The 23429-nt window shown below is 60.0% G+C and carries 21 protein-coding genes; 15 read left to right on the forward strand and 6 right to left on the reverse strand.

Annotation, left to right across the window (positions count from 1 at the left end):
• Window positions 1-89 precede the first annotated feature (89 nt).
• From TU81_RS08870 to fabI, 7 genes are all read left to right on the forward strand, one after another.
• Complete coding sequence (locus TU81_RS08870) at window positions 90-1544, forward strand: transglycosylase SLT domain-containing protein (protein ID WP_038984103.1); 1455 nt, start codon at window positions 90-92, stop codon at window positions 1542-1544.
• Between the two features lie 217 nt (window positions 1545-1761).
• A complete protein-coding gene (locus tag TU81_RS08875; protein ID WP_048394540.1) occupies window positions 1762-3594 on the forward strand; it encodes an extracellular solute-binding protein in 1833 nt (610 codons plus the stop codon).
• Window positions 3591-5432 carry an extracellular solute-binding protein gene (locus TU81_RS08880; RefSeq protein ID WP_048394542.1) on the forward strand — a complete coding sequence of 614 codons (1842 nt, stop codon included), beginning with the start codon at window positions 3591-3593 and terminating at the stop codon, window positions 5430-5432. Before TU81_RS08875 ends, TU81_RS08880 begins: the two co-directional genes overlap by 4 nt.
• Before the next feature lie 4 nt (window positions 5433-5436).
• Complete coding sequence (locus TU81_RS08885) at window positions 5437-6510, forward strand: microcin C ABC transporter permease YejB (protein WP_048394544.1); 1074 nt, start codon at window positions 5437-5439, stop codon at window positions 6508-6510.
• A 1-nt stretch (window position 6511) separates the two neighbouring features.
• Complete coding sequence (locus TU81_RS08890) at window positions 6512-7531, forward strand: ABC transporter permease (RefSeq protein WP_008074378.1); 1020 nt, start codon at window positions 6512-6514, stop codon at window positions 7529-7531.
• Between the two features lies 1 nt (window position 7532).
• Window positions 7533-9143, forward strand: a complete 1611-nt coding sequence (locus TU81_RS08895) for an ABC transporter ATP-binding protein (RefSeq protein WP_038984106.1) — start codon at window positions 7533-7535, stop codon at window positions 9141-9143.
• 21 nt (window positions 9144-9164) lie between these two features.
• Window positions 9165-9959: an enoyl-ACP reductase FabI gene (gene fabI / locus TU81_RS08900; protein WP_007906751.1), complete on the forward strand. Its 795-nt coding sequence runs from the start codon at window positions 9165-9167 to the stop codon at window positions 9957-9959.
• A 178-nt stretch (window positions 9960-10137) separates the two neighbouring features.
• On the opposite strand, the gene TU81_RS08905 is transcribed toward fabI, so the two are convergent.
• Window positions 10138-11004: a LysR family transcriptional regulator gene (locus TU81_RS08905; RefSeq protein WP_048394547.1), complete on the reverse strand. Its 867-nt coding sequence runs from the start codon at window positions 11002-11004 to the stop codon at window positions 10138-10140.
• Between the two features lie 113 nt (window positions 11005-11117).
• Here TU81_RS08905 and TU81_RS08910 point away from each other — a divergent pair, with 113 nt between their 5' ends.
• The gene (locus tag TU81_RS08910; RefSeq protein ID WP_038984108.1) at window positions 11118-11543 is read left to right on the forward strand and encodes a VOC family protein; all 426 of its coding nucleotides are present in this window, start codon (window positions 11118-11120) and stop codon (window positions 11541-11543) included.
• A gap of 60 nt (window positions 11544-11603) precedes the next feature.
• Here TU81_RS08910 and TU81_RS08915 read toward each other — a convergent pair whose 3' ends face one another.
• The 4 genes from TU81_RS08915 to TU81_RS08930 all read right to left on the reverse strand — a co-directional run bounded on the left by TU81_RS08915 (window position 11604) and on the right by TU81_RS08930 (window position 15520).
• Window positions 11604-12218: a GGDEF domain-containing protein gene (locus tag TU81_RS08915; protein WP_038984109.1), complete on the reverse strand. Its 615-nt coding sequence runs from the start codon at window positions 12216-12218 to the stop codon at window positions 11604-11606.
• Between the two features lie 73 nt (window positions 12219-12291).
• Window positions 12292-12870, reverse strand: coding sequence for a hypothetical protein (locus TU81_RS08920; RefSeq protein WP_048394549.1), 579 nt, complete (start codon window positions 12868-12870; stop codon window positions 12292-12294).
• 1 nt (window position 12871) lies between these two features.
• Window positions 12872-15040, reverse strand: a complete 2169-nt coding sequence (locus TU81_RS08925) for a xanthine dehydrogenase family protein molybdopterin-binding subunit (protein WP_048394552.1) — start codon at window positions 15038-15040, stop codon at window positions 12872-12874.
• Between the two features lie 24 nt (window positions 15041-15064).
• Entirely contained in the window at window positions 15065-15520 is a 456-nt protein-coding gene (locus TU81_RS08930) for a (2Fe-2S)-binding protein (RefSeq protein WP_007906916.1), read from the reverse strand.
• A gap of 375 nt (window positions 15521-15895) precedes the next feature.
• Here TU81_RS08930 and TU81_RS08935 point away from each other — a divergent pair, with 375 nt between their 5' ends.
• The 5 genes from TU81_RS08935 to TU81_RS08955 all read left to right on the forward strand — a co-directional run bounded on the left by TU81_RS08935 (window position 15896) and on the right by TU81_RS08955 (window position 21507).
• Window positions 15896-16420: a sigma-70 family RNA polymerase sigma factor gene (locus tag TU81_RS08935; RefSeq protein ID WP_048394553.1), complete on the forward strand. Its 525-nt coding sequence runs from the start codon at window positions 15896-15898 to the stop codon at window positions 16418-16420.
• A 4-nt stretch (window positions 16421-16424) separates the two neighbouring features.
• Window positions 16425-17411: a FecR domain-containing protein gene (locus tag TU81_RS08940; protein WP_048394555.1), complete on the forward strand. Its 987-nt coding sequence runs from the start codon at window positions 16425-16427 to the stop codon at window positions 17409-17411.
• A gap of 103 nt (window positions 17412-17514) precedes the next feature.
• Window positions 17515-20004 (forward strand): TonB-dependent siderophore receptor, encoded by a 2490-nt coding sequence (locus TU81_RS08945; RefSeq protein WP_048394558.1) that lies wholly within the window; start codon window positions 17515-17517, stop codon window positions 20002-20004.
• Window positions 20005-20135: 131 nt separating this feature from the next.
• Entirely contained in the window at window positions 20136-20639 is a 504-nt protein-coding gene (locus tag TU81_RS08950) for a VOC family protein (RefSeq protein WP_048394560.1), read from the forward strand.
• Window positions 20640-20673: 34 nt separating this feature from the next.
• On the forward strand, window positions 20674-21507 hold the full coding sequence (locus tag TU81_RS08955) for an AraC family transcriptional regulator (RefSeq protein WP_048394562.1): 834 nt from the start codon (window positions 20674-20676) through the stop codon (window positions 21505-21507).
• A 335-nt stretch (window positions 21508-21842) separates the two neighbouring features.
• Here TU81_RS08955 and TU81_RS08960 read toward each other — a convergent pair whose 3' ends face one another.
• Window positions 21843-22430 (reverse strand): LysE family translocator, encoded by a 588-nt coding sequence (locus tag TU81_RS08960; RefSeq protein WP_038984117.1) that lies wholly within the window; start codon window positions 22428-22430, stop codon window positions 21843-21845.
• A gap of 242 nt (window positions 22431-22672) precedes the next feature.
• Here TU81_RS08960 and TU81_RS08965 point away from each other — a divergent pair, with 242 nt between their 5' ends.
• Together TU81_RS08965 and TU81_RS08970 are read left to right on the forward strand one after the other, a co-directional pair.
• Window positions 22673-22885 carry a DUF1059 domain-containing protein gene (locus tag TU81_RS08965; protein ID WP_008074349.1) on the forward strand — a complete coding sequence of 71 codons (213 nt, stop codon included), beginning with the start codon at window positions 22673-22675 and terminating at the stop codon, window positions 22883-22885.
• A gap of 128 nt (window positions 22886-23013) precedes the next feature.
• A complete protein-coding gene (locus TU81_RS08970) occupies window positions 23014-23415 on the forward strand; it encodes an ATP-binding protein (RefSeq protein WP_048394564.1) in 402 nt (133 codons plus the stop codon).
• Window positions 23416-23429: the final 14 nt, after the last annotated feature.

Consider the following 23429-nt stretch of genomic DNA (forward strand, 5'->3'; position numbering starts at 1 on the left):
TGATGATACAAAAATTCTGAATGGTTGACCGCAGGGGGTGCGCTTTCTAGAATCGCCCGACATTTTTGCCCGGAACTTACTTCCAGCCAATGTCGTCACCTATTCGTAAAGCCATCAATTCAGACGCATTGACCCGCTTGGCTCAAGCCATCGCGGTGGCTGTGTCCGCCACTTTGGCGGGCTGTTCCAGCCATGTGCCGCAGACCGAAGCGACACACACTCCGAATATCGCCGCTCGAGCCAAGCAAAAACCCATCTGGCTCAGCGAGAAACCAACACCGCAAATTCCACAGGACGTCTGGGAGCGCATGCGCCAAGGCTTCCAGTTGCAGGACAACCTGGGGGTCAACCCGCGCATCGAGCAACAGCGCCTGTGGTTCGCCAGTAATCCGTCCTTCCTCGAAAACGCCGGCGAACGCGGCAGCCTCTACATTCACTACATCGTCGAACGCCTTGAAGAACGCAACATGCCGCTGGAACTGGCGCTGTTGCCGGTGATTGAAAGCGCCTACAACCCAATGGCCTATTCCCGGGCCAACGCGGTGGGTCTTTGGCAATTCATTCCTTCCACCGGGCGTTACTTCAACCTGCGTCAGACCCGCTTCTACGATGGCCGTCGCGACATCACCGCCTCGACCACCGCGGCGATGGATTACCTGACCCGCCTGCACGACATGTTCAACGGCGACTGGCTGCTGGCCCTGGCGGCCTACAACGCTGGCGAAGGTACGGTCAGCCGGGCCATCGAGCGCAACGAACGACTCGGCCTGCCGACCGACTACTGGAACCTGCCGCTACCCGCAGAAACCCAGGCCTATGTGCCGAAGCTTCTGGCGTTGTCGCAAGTGGTCCTGGCGCCCGAAGCCTATGGCGTGAACCTCAACCCGATTGCCAACGAACCGTACTTCCAGGTCGTCGAAATCAACCAGCGCATGGACCTGTCCAAGGTTGCCGCGGTGGCCAACATCGACGAAGACGAACTGTTCCAGCTCAACCCGGCCTTCAAGCAGCGCACCACCATTGACGGCCCCCAGCATCTGCTGGTGCCAACGTCCAAGGCGCAACTGCTGACCGCCAGCCTGTCGACCATGCGTCCTGACGAGCTGATCAGCCAGCGATCGCTCAAGCCAGTGTTCGAAGGGGCAGACGAGAGCGAAATCGCCAGCCTCAAGCGCGCCTATCGAGTCAAACGCGGCGACAATCTGGGCACCATTGCCAAGGCCAACAAGGTCGACATCAAGGACCTGCAACGCTGGAACAAACTGACTGGCAAGAACCTCAAGGTCGGCCAGACTTTGGTGATGCAGGACACCACCAAGCGCAAATCCGGGCGCGTCAACACCGTGGTCGCGGCGAACAGCAAGGCGAACGGCAAGGTTACAAACAAGACGCAACAGACCCAATACAAGGTCAAGCAAGGCGATTCGCTGTACATGGTCGCCAAACGTTTCAACGTTGAAATGCAGCACCTCAAGCGCTGGAACCCTCGAGTTGGCCAGGCGCTGAAGCCGGGGCAGATGCTGACGGTTGCTTCGCCGAATTAAAATTGTGTGCTGCTGAAAAGATCGCAGCCTTCGGCAGCTCCTACAGAATGCGTACATCCAATCAATCGCGGGTGTACATGATCGATGTAGGAGCTGCCGCAGGCTGCGATCTTTTTTTATGCCTGGACATCGCTTTCAGCCCCCGTCTTTTTCCTGTCGATACAAGCTGTTACTGTACGGCCCACAAAGCCCAAGCCGCCTGGATCGGATCTCTGACTTGAAGCGTCCCCTCCTCCTGCTCCTGATCAGCCTGGCCTTGAGCTCCCCCGCAAGCGCGACGATCAGCGAAAGCCATGGTTATGCGCAGTTCGGCACGCTCAAGTACCCGGCCAGATTTACCCACTTCGACTGGGTCAACCCGCAAGCGCCCAAGGGCGGTACGTTGCGGGTGATGGCGTTTGGCACCTTCGATACGCTCAACCCTTACACATTCAAGGGCTCGAGCCCGGTTTCCACCGGCAACTTCCTGCAATACGGCATCAACGAACTCAATGAACCGCTGATGGTCGGCACCGGCCAATACGCGCCGTCCGGCGATGAGCCGACCTCCAGTTATGGCCTGATTGCCCAATCGGTGGAATACAGCGAAGACCGCAGCTGGGTGGTGTTCAACCTGCGCCCCGAAGCGCGTTTCCACGATGGCACGCCGATCACCGCTTACGACGTGGCGTTCTCTTACCGTCTGCTGCTCAAGGAAGGTCATCCGCAATACCGCACCAATCTTCAGGAAGTGTCGCGGGTGGATATCCTCAACCCGCGGCGCATCCGTTTCGTCTTCAAACGCTCCGGTAATCCGCTGCTGATCCTGCGCCTGGGCGAGTTGCCGGTGTTGCCCCAGCATTACTGGGAAGGTCGCGACTTCAAGGCCACCACCTTCGAGCCGCCATTGGGCAGCGGGCCATATCGCATCACCTCGGTAGCGCCCGGGCGGCAGATCGTCTTCGAACGGGTCAAGGATTACTGGGGCAAAGACCTGCCGGTCAATCGCGGCAAGTACAACGTCGATCGCATGGAAGTCGAGTTCTACCGTGACAGTGACGTGGCTTTCGAAGCGTTCAAGGCCGGTGAGTTCGACATCTACATCGAACACCAGGCGAAGAACTGGGCCAACGGTTACAACTTCCCGGCCGTGCGCCGTGGCGAGGTGATCAAGGCGCAAATCGCGCATCAGATCCCGACCCAGAGCCAAGGCCTGTTCATGAACACCCGGCGACCGGCCTTCGCCGAGGCCAAGGTCCGCGAAGCGCTGGGGCTGATGTTCGACTTCGAGTGGACCAACCGCACGCTGTTCAGCGGTGCCTACAAGCGCGCCATGAGTTATTACCCCAACAGCGAGTTCTCCGCCACCGGGCTACCGGTCGGTCACGAATGGCTGTTGCTCAAGCCCTATCGCGATCAGTTGCCCGCCAAGCTGCTCACCGAGCCGTTCAGCCTGCCGCAGACCGAAGGCCGCGGCATTCCGCGGGAAACCATGCGCAAGGCCCTGGAGCTGCTCGCCGAGGCCGGCTGGAAGCTCAGCGGTCAGCGGCTACAGAACACCATCGGCCAACCGTTGCGCTTCGAGATCCTGCTGGTCAACCCGAACCTGGAACGCATCCTTCAGCCCTACGTCGAGAACCTCGCCAGCATCGGCATCGATGCACGGCTGCGCACGGTCGATCGCGCCCAGTACAAACAGCGCCTCGATCAGTTCGATTTCGACATGATCCTGATGACCCTCAACCAGACCCTCAGCCCGGGCCTGGAGCAATGGCAGTACTTCCACTCCAGCCAGGTCGGGGTCAAGGGCAGCAAGAATTACGCAGGTATCGCCAACCTGGTGGTCGACCATTTGCTCGAACAACTGCTCGCTGCCCAAACCCGCGATGCACAAGTCGCCGCCGGCAAGGCACTCGACCGTGTGCTGCTGTGGCAGCACTACATCATTCCCAACTGGTACCTCAATTATCACCGCCTGGCCTACCGCAACCGGTTCGCCTTCGTCACCACGCCGCCCTACACCCTGGGCCTGAGCGCGTGGTGGCTGAAATCTTCGGAGAAAGATCGATGAAACCCGTACGCGCCCTGCTCTTGCAGGCCAGCGGTCTGTTGTTCGCCGGGCTGGCCTGCGCCGCCCCGCAACATGCCCTGACCCTGTACAACGAGCCGCCGAAATACCCGGCCAATTTCAAACATTTCGATTACGTGAACCCTGACGCGCCCAAGGGCGGGATCTTCCGCCAGGCCGGCTTCGGTGGCTTCGACAGCCTCAACCCGTTCATCAACAAAGGCGTGCCGGCCGACGACATCAGCATGATCTACGACACCCTGGCCAAACAGGGTCTGGATGAGCCGTTTACCGAATACGGCCTGATCGCCGGCAAAATCGAAAAAGCCCCGGACAACAGCTGGGTGCGCTTCTACCTGCGTCCCGAAGCACGCTTCCACGACGGTCACCCGATACGTGCCGAAGACGTGGTGTTCAGCTTCCAGACCCTGACCAAGGACGGCGCCCCGCTCTACCGCGTCTATTACAGTGACGTGGAAGAAGTGGTCGTCGAAGACCCGCTTAAAGTGCTGTTCAAGTTCAAGCACAAAAACAACCGTGAATTGCCGCTGATCCTCGGGCAACTGCCGGTACTGCCCAAGCATTGGTGGGCCACTCGCGACTTCACCAAGGGCAACCTGGAACTGCCGCTGGGCAGCGGCCCGTACAAAGTCAGCGAAGTGAAGGCCGGGCGTTCGGTGCGCTATGAGCGGGTCAAGGATTACTGGGGCAAGGACCTGCCGGTCAATCGCGGCTTCTACAACTTCGACGTACTGACCACCGACTATTACCGCGACAACACCGTCGCGCTGGAAGCGCTCAAGGCCGGTCAGTTCGACTACTGGCTGGAATCGGCCGCAAAAAACTGGGCCAAGGCCTACAACATTCCGGCGGTGACCGAAGGTCGGCTGATCAAGGAAGAGATCGCCAACGGCAACCCCACCGGCATGCAAGGCTTCGTGTTCAACCTGCGCCGCCCGGTGTTTCAGGATGTGCGCGTGCGTCAGGCACTGACCCTGTTGCTGGACTTCGAATGGACCAACAAGCAACTGTTCAACGGCGCCTACGCGCGCACCCGCAGTTACTTCGAAAACTCGGAAATGGCCGCCACCGGCCTGCCGGATGCCGATCAACTGGCAATCCTCGATCCATTCCGTGGCAAGCTTCCCGAGCAAGTGTTCAGCGAAGCGTTCCAGAACCCGGTAACCGACGCCAGCGGCATGATCCGCACCCAGCAGCGCAAGGCCTATCAACTGCTGCAAGAGGCCGGCTGGCGGATCGTCGACGACAAAATGGTCGACGCCACCGGCAAACCGGTGACCATCGAGTTCCTGCTGGCCCAGACCGAGTTCGAGCGGATACTGCTGCCGTTCAAGCGCAACCTCAGTGATTTGGGCATTGATCTGGTGATCCGTCGGGTCGACGTCTCGCAATACATCAACCGCGTGCGCTCCCGGGACTTTGACATGATTGTCGGCAGCTTCCCGCAGTCCAACTCGCCGGGTAACGAGCAGCGTGAGTTCTGGATGACCGACGCAGCCGACAAACCGGGCAGCCGCAACTCCATGGGCCTGAAAGACCCGGTGGTGGACCAACTGGTCGAGCAACTGATCAACGCCGATTCGCGCCAAAGCCTGGTGGCCCATGCCCGGGCGCTGGACCGGGTGCTGCAATGGGGCTATTACGTGATCCCCAACTGGCACATCAAGACCTGGCGCGTGGCGTACTGGAACCACATCGGCCACCCGAAGGTTTCGCCCAAATATGACATTGGCATCAATACCTGGTGGGTCAAGCCCAACGCGACAGTGCCGATAGAAGTCGAAACCAAACTGCAAGCCGACCCTGCGGGCACGGAGTAATCAGATGCTGGCGTATATTTTTCGGCGACTGCTGCTGATCATCCCGACCCTGCTCGGCATTTTGCTGATCAACTTCGTGATCATCCAGGCCGCCCCCGGTGGGCCGGTGGAACAGATGATTGCCAAGCTCGAAGGCTTCGAAGGCGCCACCAGTCGCATCGCCGGCGGCGGTGCCGAAGTGTCGGTGGCCGGTTCCGCCTATCGCGGCGCCCAAGGCCTGGACCCGGCGCTGGTCAAGGAAATCGAGCACATGTACGGCTTCGACAAATCGGCGCCGGAACGCTTGTGGATCATGATCAAGAACTACGCCACCCTGGATTTCGGCGACAGCTTCTTCCGTGACGCCAAGGTCATCGACCTGATCAAGGAAAAGATGCCGGTGTCGATCTCCCTCGGGCTGTGGAGCACGCTGATCATGTACCTGGTGTCGATCCCGCTGGGGATCGCCAAGGCGACGCGACACGGCAGCCACTTCGACGTCTGGACCAGTTCGGCGATCATCGTTGGTTACGCGATCCCGGCATTCCTGTTCGCCATCCTGCTGATTGTGGTGTTCGCCGGCGGCAGCTATTTTGACTGGTTCCCGCTACGGGGCCTGACTTCGAACAACTTCGACGAACTGAGCACCAGCGGCAAGATCCTCGATTATTTCTGGCACCTGGCACTGCCGGTGACCGCACTGGTAATCGGCAACTTCGCGACCATGACGCTGCTGACCAAGAACAGCTTCCTCGATGAAATCAACAAGCAATACGTAGTCACCGCCAAGGCCAAGGGCCTGACCCGCCACCGCGTGTTGTACGGCCATGTGTTTCGCAACGCCATGCTGCTGGTGATCGCCGGTTTCCCTTCGGCATTCATCGGGATCTTCTTCACCGGCTCGTTGCTGGTGGAGGTGATTTTCTCCCTCGACGGCCTCGGCCTGATGAGTTTTGAAGCAGCGATCAACCGCGATTACCCGGTGGTTTTCGGCACGCTGTTCATCTTTACCCTGCTGGGGCTGGTGGTGAAGCTGATTGGCGATCTCACTTACACCTTTGTCGATCCGCGCATCGACTTCGAAAGCCGGGAGCATTGAGATGAACCTGTCCCCTCTCAATCGCCGACGTTTCGAACTGTTCAAGGCCAACAAGCGTGGCTGGTGGTCGCTGTGGCTATTCCTGATTTTGTTCGGCGCAAGCCTCGGTGCCGAACTGATCGCCAACGACAAACCGCTGGTGGTGCATTACGACAACGCCTGGTACTTCCCGGCCCTCAAGCGCTACCCGGAAACCGCGTTCGGCGGCGAATTCCCGCTGGAAGCCAACTACAAGAGCCCGTACATCCGCGAACTGCTCAAGGCCAAAGACGCTTGGGTTTTGTGGGCGCCGATTCCCTATAGCTACCAAAGCATCAACTACGACCTGAAAGTCCCGGCCCCCGCGCCGCCCTCGGCCGATAACCTGCTGGGCACCGACGATCAGGGCCGCGATGTGCTGGCCCGAGTGATTTATGGCTTCCGGATTTCGGTGCTGTTCGCTTTGACGCTGACCATTCTCAGCTCGATCATCGGCGTGATCGCCGGGGCCTTGCAGGGCTTTTATGGCGGCTGGGTCGATCTGGCCGGGCAGCGTTTTCTGGAGATCTGGTCCGGGTTGCCGGTGCTGTATTTGCTGATCATTCTGGCCAGTTTCGTGCAGCCGAATTTCTGGTGGCTGCTGGGGATCATGCTGCTGTTCTCGTGGATGAGCCTGGTGGATGTGGTGCGCGCCGAGTTCCTGCGCGGTCGCAATCTGGAATACGTGCGCGCGGCCCGGGCGCTCGGCATGCAGAATGGTGCGATCATGTTCCGCCATATCCTGCCCAACGCCATGGTCTCGACCATGACCTTCATGCCGTTCATCCTGACCGGCGCCATCGGCACGCTGACCGCCCTGGACTTCCTTGGCTTCGGCCTGCCGCCGGGCGCGCCGTCCCTGGGGGAACTGGTGGCCCAGGGCAAATCCAATCTGCAAGCGCCGTGGCTCGGTATGAGTGCGTTTGCGGTGCTGGCGCTGATGTTGAGTTTGCTGGTGTTCATCGGCGAGTCCGCTCGCGATGCCTTCGACCCGAGGAAGTGAAATGAATCAGGACAATCTGATCGAAGTGCGCGACCTGGCCGTCGAATTTATCGTCGGCGAACGCGTGCAGCGGGTGGTCGAAGGCGTCAGCTTCGACATCAAGCGCGGCGAAACCCTGGCGCTGGTGGGCGAAAGCGGCTCCGGCAAATCGGTGACCGCCCACTCGATCCTGCGGCTGCTGCCCTACCCGCTGGCCCGGCACCCGTCCGGAACCATCACTTATTCCGACCGGAATCTGCTGGACCTGAAAGAGAAAACCATCCGCCACATCCGCGGCAACCGGATTGCGATGATCTTTCAAGAGCCGATGACCTCGCTCAATCCGCTGCATTCGATCGAGAAGCAGATCAACGAAGTGTTGGGCATCCACAAAGGCCTGACCGGCAAAGTCGCGACCAAACGCACGCTGGAACTGCTGGAAATGGTCGGCATCCCCGAACCGGAGAAGCGTCTCAAAGCCCTGCCCCACGAATTGTCCGGCGGCCAGCGCCAGCGGGTAATGATCGCGATGGCCTTGGCCAATGAGCCGGAACTGCTGATCGCCGACGAACCGACCACGGCGCTGGACGTGACCGTTCAACTGAAAATTCTCGAACTGCTCAAGGAATTGCAGGCCCGCCTGGGCATGGCGTTGTTACTGATCAGTCATGATTTGAACCTTGTACGAAGAATTGCGCATCGCGTATGTGTCATGCAGCGCGGTTGCATCGTCGAACAGGCATCGTGCGAAGAATTGTTCCGCGCGCCGCAGCATCCGTACACGCGGGAACTGCTGGCAGCGGAGCCCAGCGGCAAGCCGGCGACCAATGTGATTGGCCCGCCATTGCTGCAGGTCGAGGACCTGAAAGTCTGGTTCCCGATCAAGAAAGGCTTTCTGAAAAAGACCGTGGACCATATCAAAGCGGTCGATGGCATCAATTTCAGCCTGCCCCAAGGCCAGACCCTGGGGATTGTGGGAGAAAGCGGTTCCGGCAAATCGACGCTCGGCCTGGCAATATTGCGGCTGATCGGTAGCAAAGGCACCATCCGTTTTGAAGGCAAGCAGCTAGACTGCCTGACGCAGAGTGAAGTTCGACCGCTGCGGCGGGAGATGCAGGTGGTGTTCCAGGACCCTTTCGGCAGCCTGAGCCCACGGATGTGCGTGAGTCAGATCGTCGGCGAAGGCCTGCGAATCCACAAGATGGGCACTGAGGCAGCACAGGAACAAGCGATTATTGCGGCACTCAAGGAGGTAGGCCTGGACCCGGAAACCCGGCACCGCTACCCCCACGAATTTTCCGGTGGGCAACGGCAGAGAATCGCCATTGCCCGGGCATTAGTGCTAAAACCGGCGTTGATTCTGCTGGACGAGCCGACTTCGGCCCTCGACCGGACCGTGCAACGCCAAGTGGTGGAGCTGCTACGTTCACTGCAAACCAAGTACAACCTGACGTATTTGTTCATCAGCCATGACCTGGCTGTCGTCAAAGCGCTGAGCCACCAGCTGATGGTGGTCAAGCATGGCCAAGTGGTCGAACAGGGAGACGCGCAAAGTATCTTTGCCGCCCCCAAACATCCGTATACACAGCAGTTGCTGGAAGCCGCTTTTCTGGCACCAGCCACTGCGCAATAAACCTGAAAAGAGGAGCAACACATGGGTTTTCTCGCCGGTAAGCGCGTACTGATCGTCGGTGTCGCCAGCAAGCTGTCCATCGCATCCGGCATCGCTGCCGCCATGCATCGCGAGGGCGCTGAGCTTGCCTTCACTTATCAGAACGACAAACTCAAGGGTCGTGTCGAAGAATTCGCACAAGGCTGGGGCTCGAGCCCTGAGCTGTGCTTCCCGTGCGACGTGGCCAGCGATGAAGAAATCGCCAAGGTCTTCGAAGCACTGAGCAAGAAGTGGGACGGCCTGGACTGCATCGTGCACTCCGTCGGCTTCGCCCCGGGCGACCAACTGGACGGCGACTTCACCGAAGCCACCACCCGTGAAGGTTTCCGCATCGCTCACGACATCAGCGCCTACAGCTTCGTGGCCCTGGCCAAGGCTGGCCGCGAAATGATGAAAGGCCGCAATGGCAGCCTGCTGACCCTGTCGTACCTGGGCGCCGAGCGCACCATGCCGAACTACAACGTAATGGGCATGGCCAAGGCTTCTTTGGAAGCTGGCGTGCGTTACCTGGCTGGCTCCCTGGGCCCGGATGGCACCCGCGTGAACTGCGTATCGGCTGGCCCGATCCGCACCCTCGCCGCTTCCGGCATCAAGAACTTCCGCAAAATGCTGGCCGCCAACGAAGCGCAAACCCCGCTGCGTCGTAACGTCACCATCGACGAAGTCGGCAACGCCGGCGCCTTCCTGTGCTCGGACCTGGCGTCCGGCATCAGCGGCGAAATCATGTACGTAGACGGCGGCTTCAACACCACCGCCATGGGCAACATCGAAGAGTGATCTTCGGTTAGCCATGAAAAAACCCGCCGATTGGCGGGTTTTTTTATGCCCTCAATTCCAGGCTTGATGCGGTCAAATGTGGGAGCGGGCTTGCTCGCGAAAGCGGTGTGCCAGTCGACACTTTCTGTATGCCGAACACCGCCTTCGCGAGCAAGCCCGCTCCCACAGGGATTAGTGTTCAGTCGTCGATCTGCGTCAAACACCGGGCAAACAACTGCTGGATCGGTTGTGTGCGCTGGCTATAACGCTGCAACAGCACGATCTCCCGGTAGAACGTCAGCTCACCCAACGGAATGATCCGCACCTTCGCCCCATGCTCAAGCCACAGCCCCGCCTCGGGCAATAGCGAAACACCCAGCCCGCATTCGACCATTTTGACGATAGCTTCCAGCTCATCCAGTTCCAGTGCCACCTGCACATCAATCTGCTGCTCACGTAAAAAGCGAGTCACCAAGCGCCCACCGAAAGAATTGCGGTCGTAGCGCACGTGGGGGTGGTTGGCGAGCAACTGCAGCGGGTCGTCGCCCTCAAGATCTGCCGGCACGATCAGCACAAACGGCTCCCGGCGAATGACTTGCACCGATAATTCCTTGGGTAATTCAAACGGCGGCCTGATCAGAATCGCCAGGTCCACTTCGCCGGTGTCCACCTGACTCAACAGGCTCAGGGATACCCCCGGCACCAGTTTCGCCTCCAGCAATGGCGCCTGTTGCCGGAGTCGCAACAGCGCTCGCGGCAACAGCCCGGTCTGGACGGTGGCCACCGCGCCGATCTTCAATTCACCACGAAACTCGCCGACGCCATCACTGACAGCCATACGGCTGAAGGTCTCAAGAATTTCCCGGGCCATTGGTAACGCCCGCTGCCCCGCCGCGTTGAGAATCGCCTGACGTCCGGTGCGATCGAACAGGCGTATGCCCAACGCCTGCTCAAGGTTACGGATCTGCGCGCTGACCGCCGACTGGGTCAGACCAATGTGCATGCCTGCCGCAGCGAACGTGCCATAACGCGTCACGGCAATGAAGGTTTTCAGTTCCCGCAGCATAGGCCCTCCAATTGATCGAAATAATTTGAGCTCGCCGCAAAAACTATCGTCTTTCAATCAAAAAGCACAGGGCTAAACTCGGTATCAACTCCCAACCTGTCGAGGCACGTCCGATGCAACTGTCCCCTTTTCATTTGGCCATCCCGGTTTACGACTTGGCCGCCGCCCGGCGCTTCTACGGTGAAGCGTTCGGCCTGGAGGAAGGTCGCTCCAGCGATCACTGGGTCGATTTCAACTTTTTCGGCCATCAACTGGTGATTCATCTGGCACCGAAAAACGCTTCTCAGGAAGCCGCCCATACCAACGCCGTCGATGGTCACGATGTACCAGTACCGCATTTCGGTGTGGTATTGGGGATGGAGGAATGGGAGACCCTGGCCGAGCGCTTGAAAGCCATTGGTACACGCTTCGTGATCGAACCGGGTATCCGCTTTCAGGGATTGGTGGGCGAACAAGCCACGATGTTTCTCTTCGACCCCTGCGGCAACGCTCTGGAATTCAAGGCGTTCAAGAATATCGATCAGTTGTTCGCCAAATGATCGGCCCGACCGGCTGTTGTGGACAGCCGAGCACATTGCAACGGTCTTGCAAGACGCCATTCAACAATGACGGGCGTCGAACTGTCGGTCGCGCATCGCCTTATCGACCAAGGCCAACAAGTCTTGCGCTGTCTGGTGTAGCCGAGGATCAAACTCGATCTGCCCGATACTGAAGCGAATGTCATAGCCACGATGTGCCGTGGCATTGCGTTCATCGAGTATTTCTTCGAGGCGCGCCCTGATCGCGGCGATTTCCACGGCGTCGGCGCCGGTCAACAAGGCAGCAAACTCATCGCTGCCGAGCCGGCCGATCACATCGCTTTCACGAAAGGCGATGCGTAGCACATCGGCGAAGGTTTTCAGGGCATCGTCGCCCTCGGCGCGACCGTACAGCTGGTTGATGCGTTTGAAGTCGTCGAGGTCGAAAAACAGCAGCGTCGCGGGTTTGCCCAACTGCTGACAGGCCTCCAGCCCTAACTGAGCCAAAGCCTCGAAGCCGTGACGATTGGAGAGCAGGGTCAATTCATCCATGCTCGCCATCTGCACGCCCATCAGCGCTTGCTCGGCCCTTCGCGCCAGATCGCGCAGTACATCGCGGTCTGCGCTGTCGAGTGCATTCGGCGCACGCATGTCTGCGCCAGCGCCGGGTTTGAGCGGTTTGCCTGGGGTTAACATCTCTCACTCCTTGATGGATATGAACGTTAGAGTCGTTCACACCCGGTATGACTCCCTATAAACGCGCCGCTGGTCAGCTACCCGCCAGCGGACACGGCCCTCCTGCATCGGCCCAGAGCTTGAACTGGGTGACGAATATGTCATGGGGCACCGGCACCGGCGCCCGTCCCTCACCCGGACGCCAGCCCCAAAGCACCAGTTTGTCCTCGCTGACATGTTTGATCAGCGCCGCAAAATCACGATCACCATTACTGGATCGGTCCTTGATCATCGCGCACAACTTGTCGGGCGGCAGGCCGATCCAGGCCATTTTGTGCGCCGCTGGCGGCAGGCTCCAATGTGGCGCTCCGGGTGGCGAGTTGGGGCCATAACTGGCCGGCGGATTTCTTTCGGCATGACAACTGGCACACGGCAAACCGGCTGCGCCCTTGCCGTCCAGGCCGCGAACCACATTCATTGCGTGAGGAACACCGGCGTCGAACTGCAACGGCGAATCGCCGGGGATATGACAGTTCTGACAACGCGGGCTCTGGAACACTTTCTGCACCGTGTCGAACGCCTTCACTGCCTCTTTATCATCAGCGAACAGGTCAGAGGCATAGCCACTCAGACCGATCAGCACCACCGCGCCCAGAATCAGATGTCGTCTCATCTCACACCCCCGACAGTTGCAGCGGCAGTTCCCGCAGACGCTGCCCGGTCAGGGCAAACACCGCGTTCGCCACGGCCGGCGCCACGGGCGGTACACCGACCTCGCCGATGCCGCCGGGCTTGTCGCTGCTGGGGACGATATGCACCTCGACCACCGGCATCTCGTTCAGGCGCAGGACCTGATAGTCGTGATAATTGGATTGCTGCACCTGACCGTTCTTGAACGTCAGCTTGCTGTGCAAGGTAAATCCAAGACCAAAGGTAATACCTGATTCCATCTGCGCGGCGATGCCCTGCGGGTTGACCGCAATGCCGCAATCCACCGCACACACCACCCGGTGTACGCGAATAGCCAGATTGTCCTGCGATACCTCGGCCACTTGGGCGACATAACTGCCGAAAGACTCATGCACCGCCACGCCCAATGCGTGGCCGTCCGGCAAGGGTGCTTTCCAGTTGGCTTTTTCCACCGCCAGATTCAACACACCCAGATGCCTCGGATGCGCCTTGAGCAAGGCGCGTCGGTACTCCACCGGATCCTTGCCGGCGGCGTCTGCCAGCTCATCGATCAACGACTCCATGACGAATGCAGTGTGGGTGTGTCCCACCGAACGCAACCACAGCACGCTGATGCCGGTTTGCGGTGAATGCAGTTCGACCTGGTGGTTGGCCAGCCCCTCAAGGTAAGGACTGTCGGCCACGCCTTCGACGGAGGTTTTGTCGACGCCATCCTTGACCATGGTCGCCGCAAACGAGGTGCCCGTCAGAATCGACTGCCCGACCAGCACATGCTTCCAGGCCATTGGCATCCCGTCGGCACCCAGCCCGATGCGCGCCTGATGCAAGAACGCCGAGCGGTAGTAACCGCCGCGAATGTCATCCTCTCGGGCCCAGACGGTTTTCACCGGCCCGCCCGCTGCCTTGGCGACGTACACGGCTTCACTGACAAAATCCGAGGTCGGGTTGGCCCGACGCCCGAAGCCGCCGCCGAGGAATTGGGTGTGGATCTCGACCTGTTCGGGTTTGAGCCCGGTGATCTTCCCCGCGATCATCTGATCCAGCGTTTGAAACTGCGTGCCGGTCCAGATTTCGCATTTATCCTTGGAAATTTTCACCGTGCAGTTGAGCGGCTCCATCGGCGCGTGAGCCAGGTACGGCACGCTGTATTCAGCCTCAATGGTCTTTGCCGCTTTGCCCAGCGTCGCCATCGCATCCCCGGCCTTACTGGCAGAAGTGCCGGGGGTGGCGGCGAGTTTACGAAAGCTCTCCAGCAGCTGTTGGCTGTCGAGCCCGGCGTTTGGCCCCAGGTCCCATTCGACCTTCAGCGCATCACGTCCCAGCTTCGCCGCCCAATAATGATCGGCAATCACTGCGACACCCGTGGGCACCTGCACCACTTTGTGCACGCCCGGCACCGCCAGGGCCTCGGCGCCTTCGAAGGATTTGACGCTGCCATCGAACACCGGTGGGCGAGCGACCATCGCCGTCATCAGCCCATCGAATTGCACGTCCATGCCGAACTTCGCCTGCCCGGTGATTTTCTCCGGGGTGTCGAGGCGCTTGGTGGGTTTGCCGATGACTTTCCAGTCCTTGGCTTCCTTGAACTTGATCGAGGCCGGATCCGGCACCGGCAGCTTGGCGGCGTCATCCGCGAGTTCGCCGTAAGTGGCGCGCTTGTCGCCGGCAATGACCACGCCCGATTCGGTGCGGATCTGCGAAGGCGCCACGTCGAATCGCTTGGCCGCCGCCTCGATCAGCATCAAGCGTGCCGCCGCTCCGGCCTGGCGATAGCGGTCGAACTCCATCCAGGTCGACGTCGAACCGCCGGTGATCTGCATTCCGCCAAACGCCGGCAGGCCATAATCGGCCGCCGAGGCCGGCGCATGTTCGACACGGATTTTCGACCAGTCGGCGTCCAGCTCTTCGGCGATCAACATGGTCAGGCCGGTCCAGATGCCCTGGCCCATTTCCGAATGGCCGAGCAGCACGGTGATGCTGTTGTCGTTGCCAATGCGTAAAAAGGCATTGGGGGCGAAGACATTTCCTTGATTCTCGGCGCCGAGGGCAAAGCGATTGGCACCTGGGATGACAAACGCCACCACCAGACCGCCGCCCAACACCGCACTGCCCTTGAGAAAACCGCGACGCGAGACAGGGTTGATTCTGTTCATGGGTCAGCTCCCTTCGACGTGGTATCAACCGATCTCGGCGGCGCGTTTAACTGCGGCGCGGATTCTTGGGTAGGTGCCGCAGCGGCAGATGTTGCCGGACAGCGCCTGGTCGATGTCGCTATCGGTGGGCTTAGGGATCTTTGCCAGCAACGCGGCCGCCGACATGATCTGCCCCGACTGGCAATAACCGCACTGGACCACGTCGAGCTCCGCCCAGGCTTGCTGGACCGGGTGCGAGCCATCGGCGGACAAGCCTTCGATGGTGAGAATTTTCTGCCCGTGGGCCACCGCCGTGGCGGGCGTGATGCAAGAGCGCAGCGGCGCGCCGTCGACGTGTACGGTGCAAGCGCCGCACTGGGCCATGCCGCAACCGAATTTGGTGCCCGTCAGGTGCGCGACGTCGCGCAGCACCCAGAGCAACGGCATGTCCGCGGGGACATCCAGTTCCTGGTCCTTGCCATTGATATTAAGGGTCAGCATTGCGGGTTTCCTCAGACTCACGGTGTTCTGAAGGGGCGCCTCTGCCTCGACGCCATCATTTTTTTCTGTAGGAGCGAGGCTTGCCCGCGAAGAACGATAACGCGGTGTGACAGCAATGACGCCTTCGCGAGCAAGCTTCGCTCCTACAAGGTCGGCGTTACGCGCGCCTTGGGTTATCCCTACAGCTAAGCGCAATTTGCCCCACTAGCCATGTTCATCGACCACCGGTCGCTCTACGCGGGTTGATCGGAAAGCTGGGCCAAGCCCACCTAAAAGCAAACCAATATCATTTGCGAGACTTCCGGTCATTTGCTTTAATCGCGACCAATTCTTATTTGCACCCGCGACGCCAGTCGCTACGGACGTGTGCTCTCAATGACAGTCGCCGACTTTTCTTCGGTTCAAAACCTCTATACCTGCCATCACCGATGGCTGTATGAGTTGTTGCGTCGACGCCTCAGTAATGCAATGGATGCCGCTGACTTGGCTCATGACACCTTCATGCGGGTGCTTAAGCGGCCGCAGACGTTCGACTGCGAGGTTCGCGAGCGCTCCTATCTGGCGACCATTGCTCGCGGTTTGTGCATTGATCACTGGCGTCGTCGGCAGTTGGAGCAAGCTTGGCTGGCAACGCTCGCCGCACGACCTCCCGCCTTGCAGCCTTCACCGGAACAACGGGCGATCATTGTCGAGACTCTGCACGAAGTGGACGCCCTGCTGCAGCGCTTGCCAAAGCGGGTCAGCGATGCATTTATCCTGGCTCAGTTGCACGGCATGCCCTACCGACTCATCGCCGACGAGATCGGCGTGAGCGAGCGCATGGTCAAGAAGTACCTGGCCCAGGCCATGATGCATTGCGCGATCCTCGAGGCCGAGCTCGATGGGTTGCTGATTGAATAACCCCATGCCCGCCGTCCCCCTGAAAAAACTCAGCCATGCCAGCCTCGAGCAAGCGGCCCAGTGGTATGTGCAACTCCACGACCCACAAGTGGCCGATCACGAACGCCTGCGCTGGCAGGATTGGCTGGCGCAAAGTGCCGACCATCAGGACGCCTGGCGCTACATCGAACGGGTCGGCCAGCGCTTCACTCCGCTGCAACACGAGAGCGAGCAACAGGCTGTCAGCCAAGTCCTGCGCGGCACCGGCCGCTCGCCAATCAGTCGCCGCCACACGCTAAAGAGCTTGCTGATACTCACCGCCGGCAGCCTGACGGGATGGGCGGCATGGCGCGGCACGCCGTTGCCGGAAACACTCGGCCGGCTCACTGCCGATCTCGCTACCGGCACCGGGGAAACCCGCGAAACCGTGCTCAACGATGGCAGCCGGATCTGGCTGAATGCACTCAGTGCGCTGAATGTCCGCTTCGATGCCACGCAACGCTTGCTGCAGTTGCAGTGCGGCGAAGTGTTGATCGACACCGACAAGGACCCCGGTCGACCGTTCCTGGTGGAAACCGCCCAAGGGCGACTGCGGGCGCTGGGTACCCGCTTCAGCGTTCGCCAAGAGGATCGACAGACCTTGCTGAACGTCTATGAAGGCGCTGTCGAAGTTCGCACCCGCCACGGCGCGGTACAGGTTGTCGAGGCCGGTCGGCAACTGGCGTTCAGCGACAGCACAATGGCGCTGAGCACCGCCGCCAGCCCCTCACGGGAAGCCTGGCGCCATGGCCTGCTGCTGGCAGACAACCTGCCACTGGGCCAGTTGATCGACGAATTGAACCGCTACCGTCCGGGGCATTTGCACTGCGATCCGAAAGTTGCCGAGCTGCCGGTCATGGGCTCGTTCCCGCTCAAGGACACCGATCAGGCATTGCGCCTGCTGGAAGCGGCATTGCCGATCCGGGTGCAAAAGACCTTCCCCTGGTGGGTCAGCGTCGGCCCGAAAGCCTGAGTGGAAAACTTTTTTCGGCAATCGGTTCCCTTTTGTCTTTCTCGTTCGGTTAACCCCTCAGAAGCACCTCACATTGCCGATCGAACTGATTCCAGGGAACGCCATGTCACGCAACGCCTTCACTCGCACTCGTTTTGCCCTGCGCCCCTTGGCGCTGGCCCTCCCGGCCGCATTCCTGAGTTTTTCAGCGCCGCTCGCTCAAGCAGACACCACGGGCGCCAGTGAACAGTCCAGCCACCGGACACGCCATTACTCGATAGCGGCGGGCCCCTTGGCAAGCGTACTCAATCGCTTCGCTGAGCAAAGCGGTGTCTTCCTCGCCGGTCACAACGACCTCGCCGCCGGCAAGCGCAGCCCCGGCCTCGACGGCGACTACACCGACTCGCAAGCGTTGCAGCGACTGTTGCAAGGCAGCGGCCTGCAAGCCAGCCCCCAAGGCAACGGCGGCTATGTGTTGCAAGCAGTGCCCGCCTCACAAGGCGCACTGGAACTGGACGCCACGAACATTTCCGGTCAGGGGCTGGGCGCCACCACTGAAGACACTCATTCCTACACCACCGGCTCGACGTCTTCGGCCACAGGCCTGTCGCTGTCCCTGCGCGAAACCCCACAGTCGGTGACCGTCATCACCCGTCAGCAAATGGACGACCAGGGTTCCACCAGCATCGCCGACACCTTGCGCCGCGCCCCCGGCATCAGCGTGCAGAACTACGACAGCGAACGCTGGGAGTTTTCCAGCCGTGGCCTGCCGATCACCAATTTCCAGTACGACGGCGTCAATACCGACTACGACGGCGTCTACGATTACGGCACCACCAGCACCGACATGGCGACCTTCGACCGCGTGGAAATCATCAAAGGCGCAACGGGCCTGATGACCGGTTCGGGCGATCCCTCGGCCACCGTCAACCTGATCCGCAAGCGCCCGACCAAAGAGTTCAAGGCATCGATTGCCGGCACGGTCGGCTCCTGGGACAACTATCGCAGCGAAGGCGACATTTCCGGCCCGCTGACTGAAAGCGGCAACGTGCGCGGGCGGTTCGTCGGGGTCTATCAGGATCGCAGCGCCTACATGGATCACTATCAGAACACCAAGGACATCGCCTACGGCATCCTCGAAGCGGACCTGACCCCGGACACCCTGCTGACCTTCGGCATGGACCAGCAAAATACCCGTTCGCGCGGCGCCAGCTGGACCGGTTTCCCGATGTACTTCAGCGACGGTTCGCGCACCAACTTCTCCCGTTCCTTCAACCCGGCCACCGACTGGAGCCGTCGCGACTTCACCAACCAGACAATTTTCGCCTCCGTGCAGCAACGACTGGCCAACGACTGGACGCTGAAAGTCAGCTACGACCGCAAACACCGCCAGCACGACACCCTGCTCGGCTCGGCCAGCGGCGGTAATCCGGACCCGGTCACCGGTAACGGCATGTTCATGTACATGGGTAAATTCAAGGGCGATCAGGTTCAGGACAACATCGACATCAACCTCACCGGCCCTTTCAGCCTGTTTGGTCGCGAGCACGAATTGATCGCCGGCTTCATGTCGATGAACGCCCGCCAGGACATCCCGGTGCACGGCTCGGTCTATCCGGCCCTAAACAGCAGCGTCTTCGACTGGCGCGGCGAGTTCCCCAAACCGGACATCCCGCGCATCGGCGATAACGACATCGTCCAGCGCCAGACCGGAGCCTACCTGGCGACCCGGCTCAAGCCCACCGATGATCTGTCGGTGATCCTCGGCGGCCGGGTCAGCGACTTCAAGGGCAGCGACCACCTCGACTACAACGACCCGAACACGCCCGACGTGCGCGACGGTTATCGCCAGACGGGAGTGGTCACCCCTTACGCCGGGCTGATCTACGACCTCAACGACACTTATTCGCTGTACACCAGTTACACCAGCATCTATCAGCCGCAAATGAGCAAGGACGCCGCGCGCCAACTGCTCGACCCGGTGGAAGGCGACAGCTACGAAGCCGGCATCAAGGCCGAATACTTTGGTGGGCGCCTGAACGCCAGTTTCGCGGTGTTCCGCATTGAACAGGACAACGTCGCCCAATACATCAGCGGCTTCGAGACCGAGTCGGTGTACAGCGCCGTTCAGGGCGCGACCACCAAAGGCTTCGAGTTCGAGCTGGCCGGTGAAGTGATGGAAGGCTGGAACCTGTCAGCCGGCTACACCTACAACCATACCCGCGATGCCAAAGGCGATTACGTCTACGGCTCGGTGCTGCAAACCACCGCCCCGGAACAAGTGGTGCGCGTGTTCAGCACCTATCGACTGCCCGGCGCATGGGAAAACCTGACCGTCGGCGGCGGTGTGAACTGGCAAAGCGAGTTTTTCGGCAACGTGTTCCAGCCCAACCCCTCCGACACCGTCAACTTCGGCCAGTACTCACGCATCACTCAGGACAGCTACTACCTGGTGGACCTGATGGCACGCTATCGCTTCAACGATCACTTGAGCGCAACCGTCAACGTCAAGAACCTGTTCGACAAGACCTATTACACCGGACTCGGCAACTTCGGCACCGGTTTCTACGGCGAACCGCGCAGCCTGCAACTGACGACCAAGTGGGATTTCTGATCCCTGCTCCAGGCGCTGCCGAGGGATCGGCAGCGGTTTTCTTGTGAGTTATCGATCTACGGTGCCACCGGGCGATCACAGGCTGACTACGCTGATAATCCAGAGTGATTAACCCGCAGAGGAGCGACGCCATGCACCGCGTTCAAAAACTCACGCCCTGCCTATGGTTCGACGATCAGGCCGAAGAAGCCGCGAAGTTTTACTGCGCGATCTTCGATCATTCAAAAATCACCGGCGTCACCCATTACGGCAAGGCCGGTCAGGAAATCCATGGCCGGCCGGAAGGTTCGGTGATGACCGTCAGTTTCGAACTCGATGGGCAGAGCTTCACCGGCCTTAACGGTGGCCCGGTGTTCAAGTTCAATGAGGCGATCTCATTCCAGGTCAATTGCCACACTCAGGAAGAAGTCGACCACTTCTGGGGGCGCCTGTCTGCGGGCGGCCCCGTTGAAGCCCAGCAATGCGGCTGGCTCAAGGATAAATTCGGCGTGTCGTGGCAGATCGTGCCGGTGGCGCTGATGCACATGATGCAAGATCCGGACACGGCAAAATCCCAGCGTGCCATGCAAGCGATGTTGCAGATGAAAAAGCTCGACATCGCCGAACTGGAACGAGCCTTTGCCGGCCAGAGCTAATACACTCAGGCGCTGGCCTGCCGAGGATCCCGAGATGAAGCACACCGTCGCCAAAGATGCAGACAAAGCCCCGCGCTTCTGGCGTGACGACGCCCTGCCCTTCATCGAAGCCCGTTCCATCGCCGACGGTCGCGAGGTCTGCTACAGCCGGCATTCCCACGCGCATTTTTCTATCGGGGCGATCACCGCCGGGCGCAGCACCTATATCCACGAGCAATCGGAGTTTCAGGTCAGTGCCGGCACCGTGGTGCTGATGAATCCGGGCGATGTGCATGCCTGCAATCCGATCGACGACCAGCCGTGGTCGTACCTGATGCTGTACGTCGAGACGCCCTGGCTGACCGATTTGCAGCATCAGCTCGGCTTCAGCCAGGACTTGGCATTTCGCCGGTTCTCCATCACCCACAATCGTGATGTCGAGCTGTTTGCCGGCCTGAAGAATTTGTACGAGATATTGGTCGATCAGCAGCAAGACGTGCTGTGCAAGCACAGCGCGGCGGTGGAGTTTTTCACCGAGGTGCAACAGCGGCTCAACCCCATCGATCAACCGCTGCGCGAACCCAATTTCAAGCTGGAACGGGCCGCCGACTATATCCGCGACAACTGCACACAGATGCTCAAGCTCGAGGACATTTGCGAAGCGGCGCAACTGTCGCCGTCCTACCTGATCCGCGCGTTCAAGCAGCATTACGGCATGACGCCTCATGCGTTTCTGGTCAACCAGCGCATCCAGTTCGCCCGGGATCGGTTACGCAGCGGCAAGTTGATCGCCGATGTGGCGCTGGAAGCGGGGTTTGCCGATCAGGCGCATTTTCAGCGCGCATTCAAACAGCATCTGGCGGCGACACCGGGGCAGTATCGCGGCTAACTCATCCTCCCCTCGCCACAAGCCTTGATGGGTGGAACTCCCACACAAATCCCTGTGGGAGCGGGCTTGCCCGCGATAGCGGTAGTCCATTCGACATCATTGTTGGCTGACCAGACGCCATCGCGGGCAAGCCCTAATGCCAGTCAGTTAAGGGAAAATCGGACCTGTAGGAGCCAGGCTTGCCGGCGAAGGCGTCCTTAAGAACGCCTTCGCCGGCAAGCCTGGCTCCTACAAAAAAGCGGCTTACTCGCTTAACTGACTGGCATTAGGGCAAGCCCGCTCCCACAGGGAAAGCATTGGCAATAAGAGTTGTACCGGGAACCACCATCGCAAACCTACGGCAACAGCAAATACCCCGCACTCACCGCCAGCAACAACGCCATGACCCGATTGAACAGGCGCATCCCCGCAGGGTTGCTCAGATAGCCGCGTAAAAACGTCCCGGCATACGCCCAGCAACCCACCGACAGATAGCAGATCACCAGATACACCGCCGCAAACTGCCACACCAGCCGCGCTTCGCCATCGGCGACAAACGCGCCCATCCCCGCGACACAGGCCAGCCAGGCTTTCGGGTTGAGCCATTGCATCACCGCGCCATACAGCATCGACGGCGCCCGACCTGACGCCTTGGCATCGAGTTGACCGTTATCAGTGGCCAATTTGAAAGCCATGAACAACAGAAACGCCACGCCGGCCAGTTGCACTACCCGGGTCATGAACGGCCACAGTTTCAGCAGTTCATGCAGCCCCAACCCCATCAGCACCAACAGCAGCACGAAGCCCAGGGTCGCCCCCGCCACATGCCGCTGGCTCGCGCGAAAACCGAACTGTGCCCCCGAACTCAACGCCACAATGTTCACCGGCCCCGGTGTAATGGATGCCGCCAGAGCAAACGCTGCCATCGAAACAATCAGACTCATCACACACCTGCTTCAATTCAGTTGAACCAGGCCTCAAGGTAATGAGGCGCCTGAACGCCGTATTGAAGAAAACACCCCTTTGCGTCGTTGCAAGCCTGTGACGATGCGCCTTGTGGCGGGCCTATACTCTAAGAGTTGGCACACTCGAAGCGACCTGAAATCGTGTTTGATGTATGGGGTGGCGTGTCGAGTGATCGTTCACGCAGGCCACGGCCTGCCTTCATCGTAGGGAGGAGAAGATCATGGCGCGTAAATACATCGACTGCCGCGAGTTTCCAAGCGATTCCAAATGCTCGGTCGCGCTGTCCGCAGACTCTGAAAACGAACTGCTCGAGGCCGCCGCACAGCATGCGGTCAGTGTTCACAAGCACACCGATTCACCGGAACTGCGTGCTCAACTGAAGACGATGTTTCACGACGGCACCCCGCCTGTTGAAGCACCGCGTCCCGCTTGACATAAAAAGGGACAGACCACGATTTCAGGCATATGCCGAACAATCGTGGCCTGTCCCCTGTTTTCCCTGCAAATGCCAGCAGATGACGATTCGCTGTCCGGTTCTGAAATCCTCTTCGACGAAGCTGATTGTGGCTTACTGCTTACCGCAGAAAATGGCCAGATCGCACAGGTCAACCTTACCTTCTGCCGCTGGATTGGCTACTGCTGGATTTCACCTTGACGCAGGTCGGGCGAGGTATCGAAGTCCTGCCCAAACCAGTCGACCTACACGAACTGGTGGCCGACTGCCTGGACGAGTTGAGTCTGGCGTTCCCCGGGCATGAGTTGACCCAGCTGCGTTTTGGACAAGGTGACTTTACTGCCGACAGTGATCGGCTCTATCAGCTCATCGGCAACCTGGTCGCCAATGCAGTAGCCTACGGTGCTGCCGATAGCGAAGTCACCGTTTCTTCGAGCTTCGAAGATCAAACTGTCGTTATTACGGTGCACAACCTTGGCACCCCCATACCACCGGAGCATCTTCTCTAACGAGCGGAACGACA

Origin of the sequence: Pseudomonas lini (genome assembly GCF_001042905.1) — a bacterium.
Lineage (GTDB): Bacteria > Pseudomonadota > Gammaproteobacteria > Pseudomonadales > Pseudomonadaceae > Aquipseudomonas > Aquipseudomonas lini.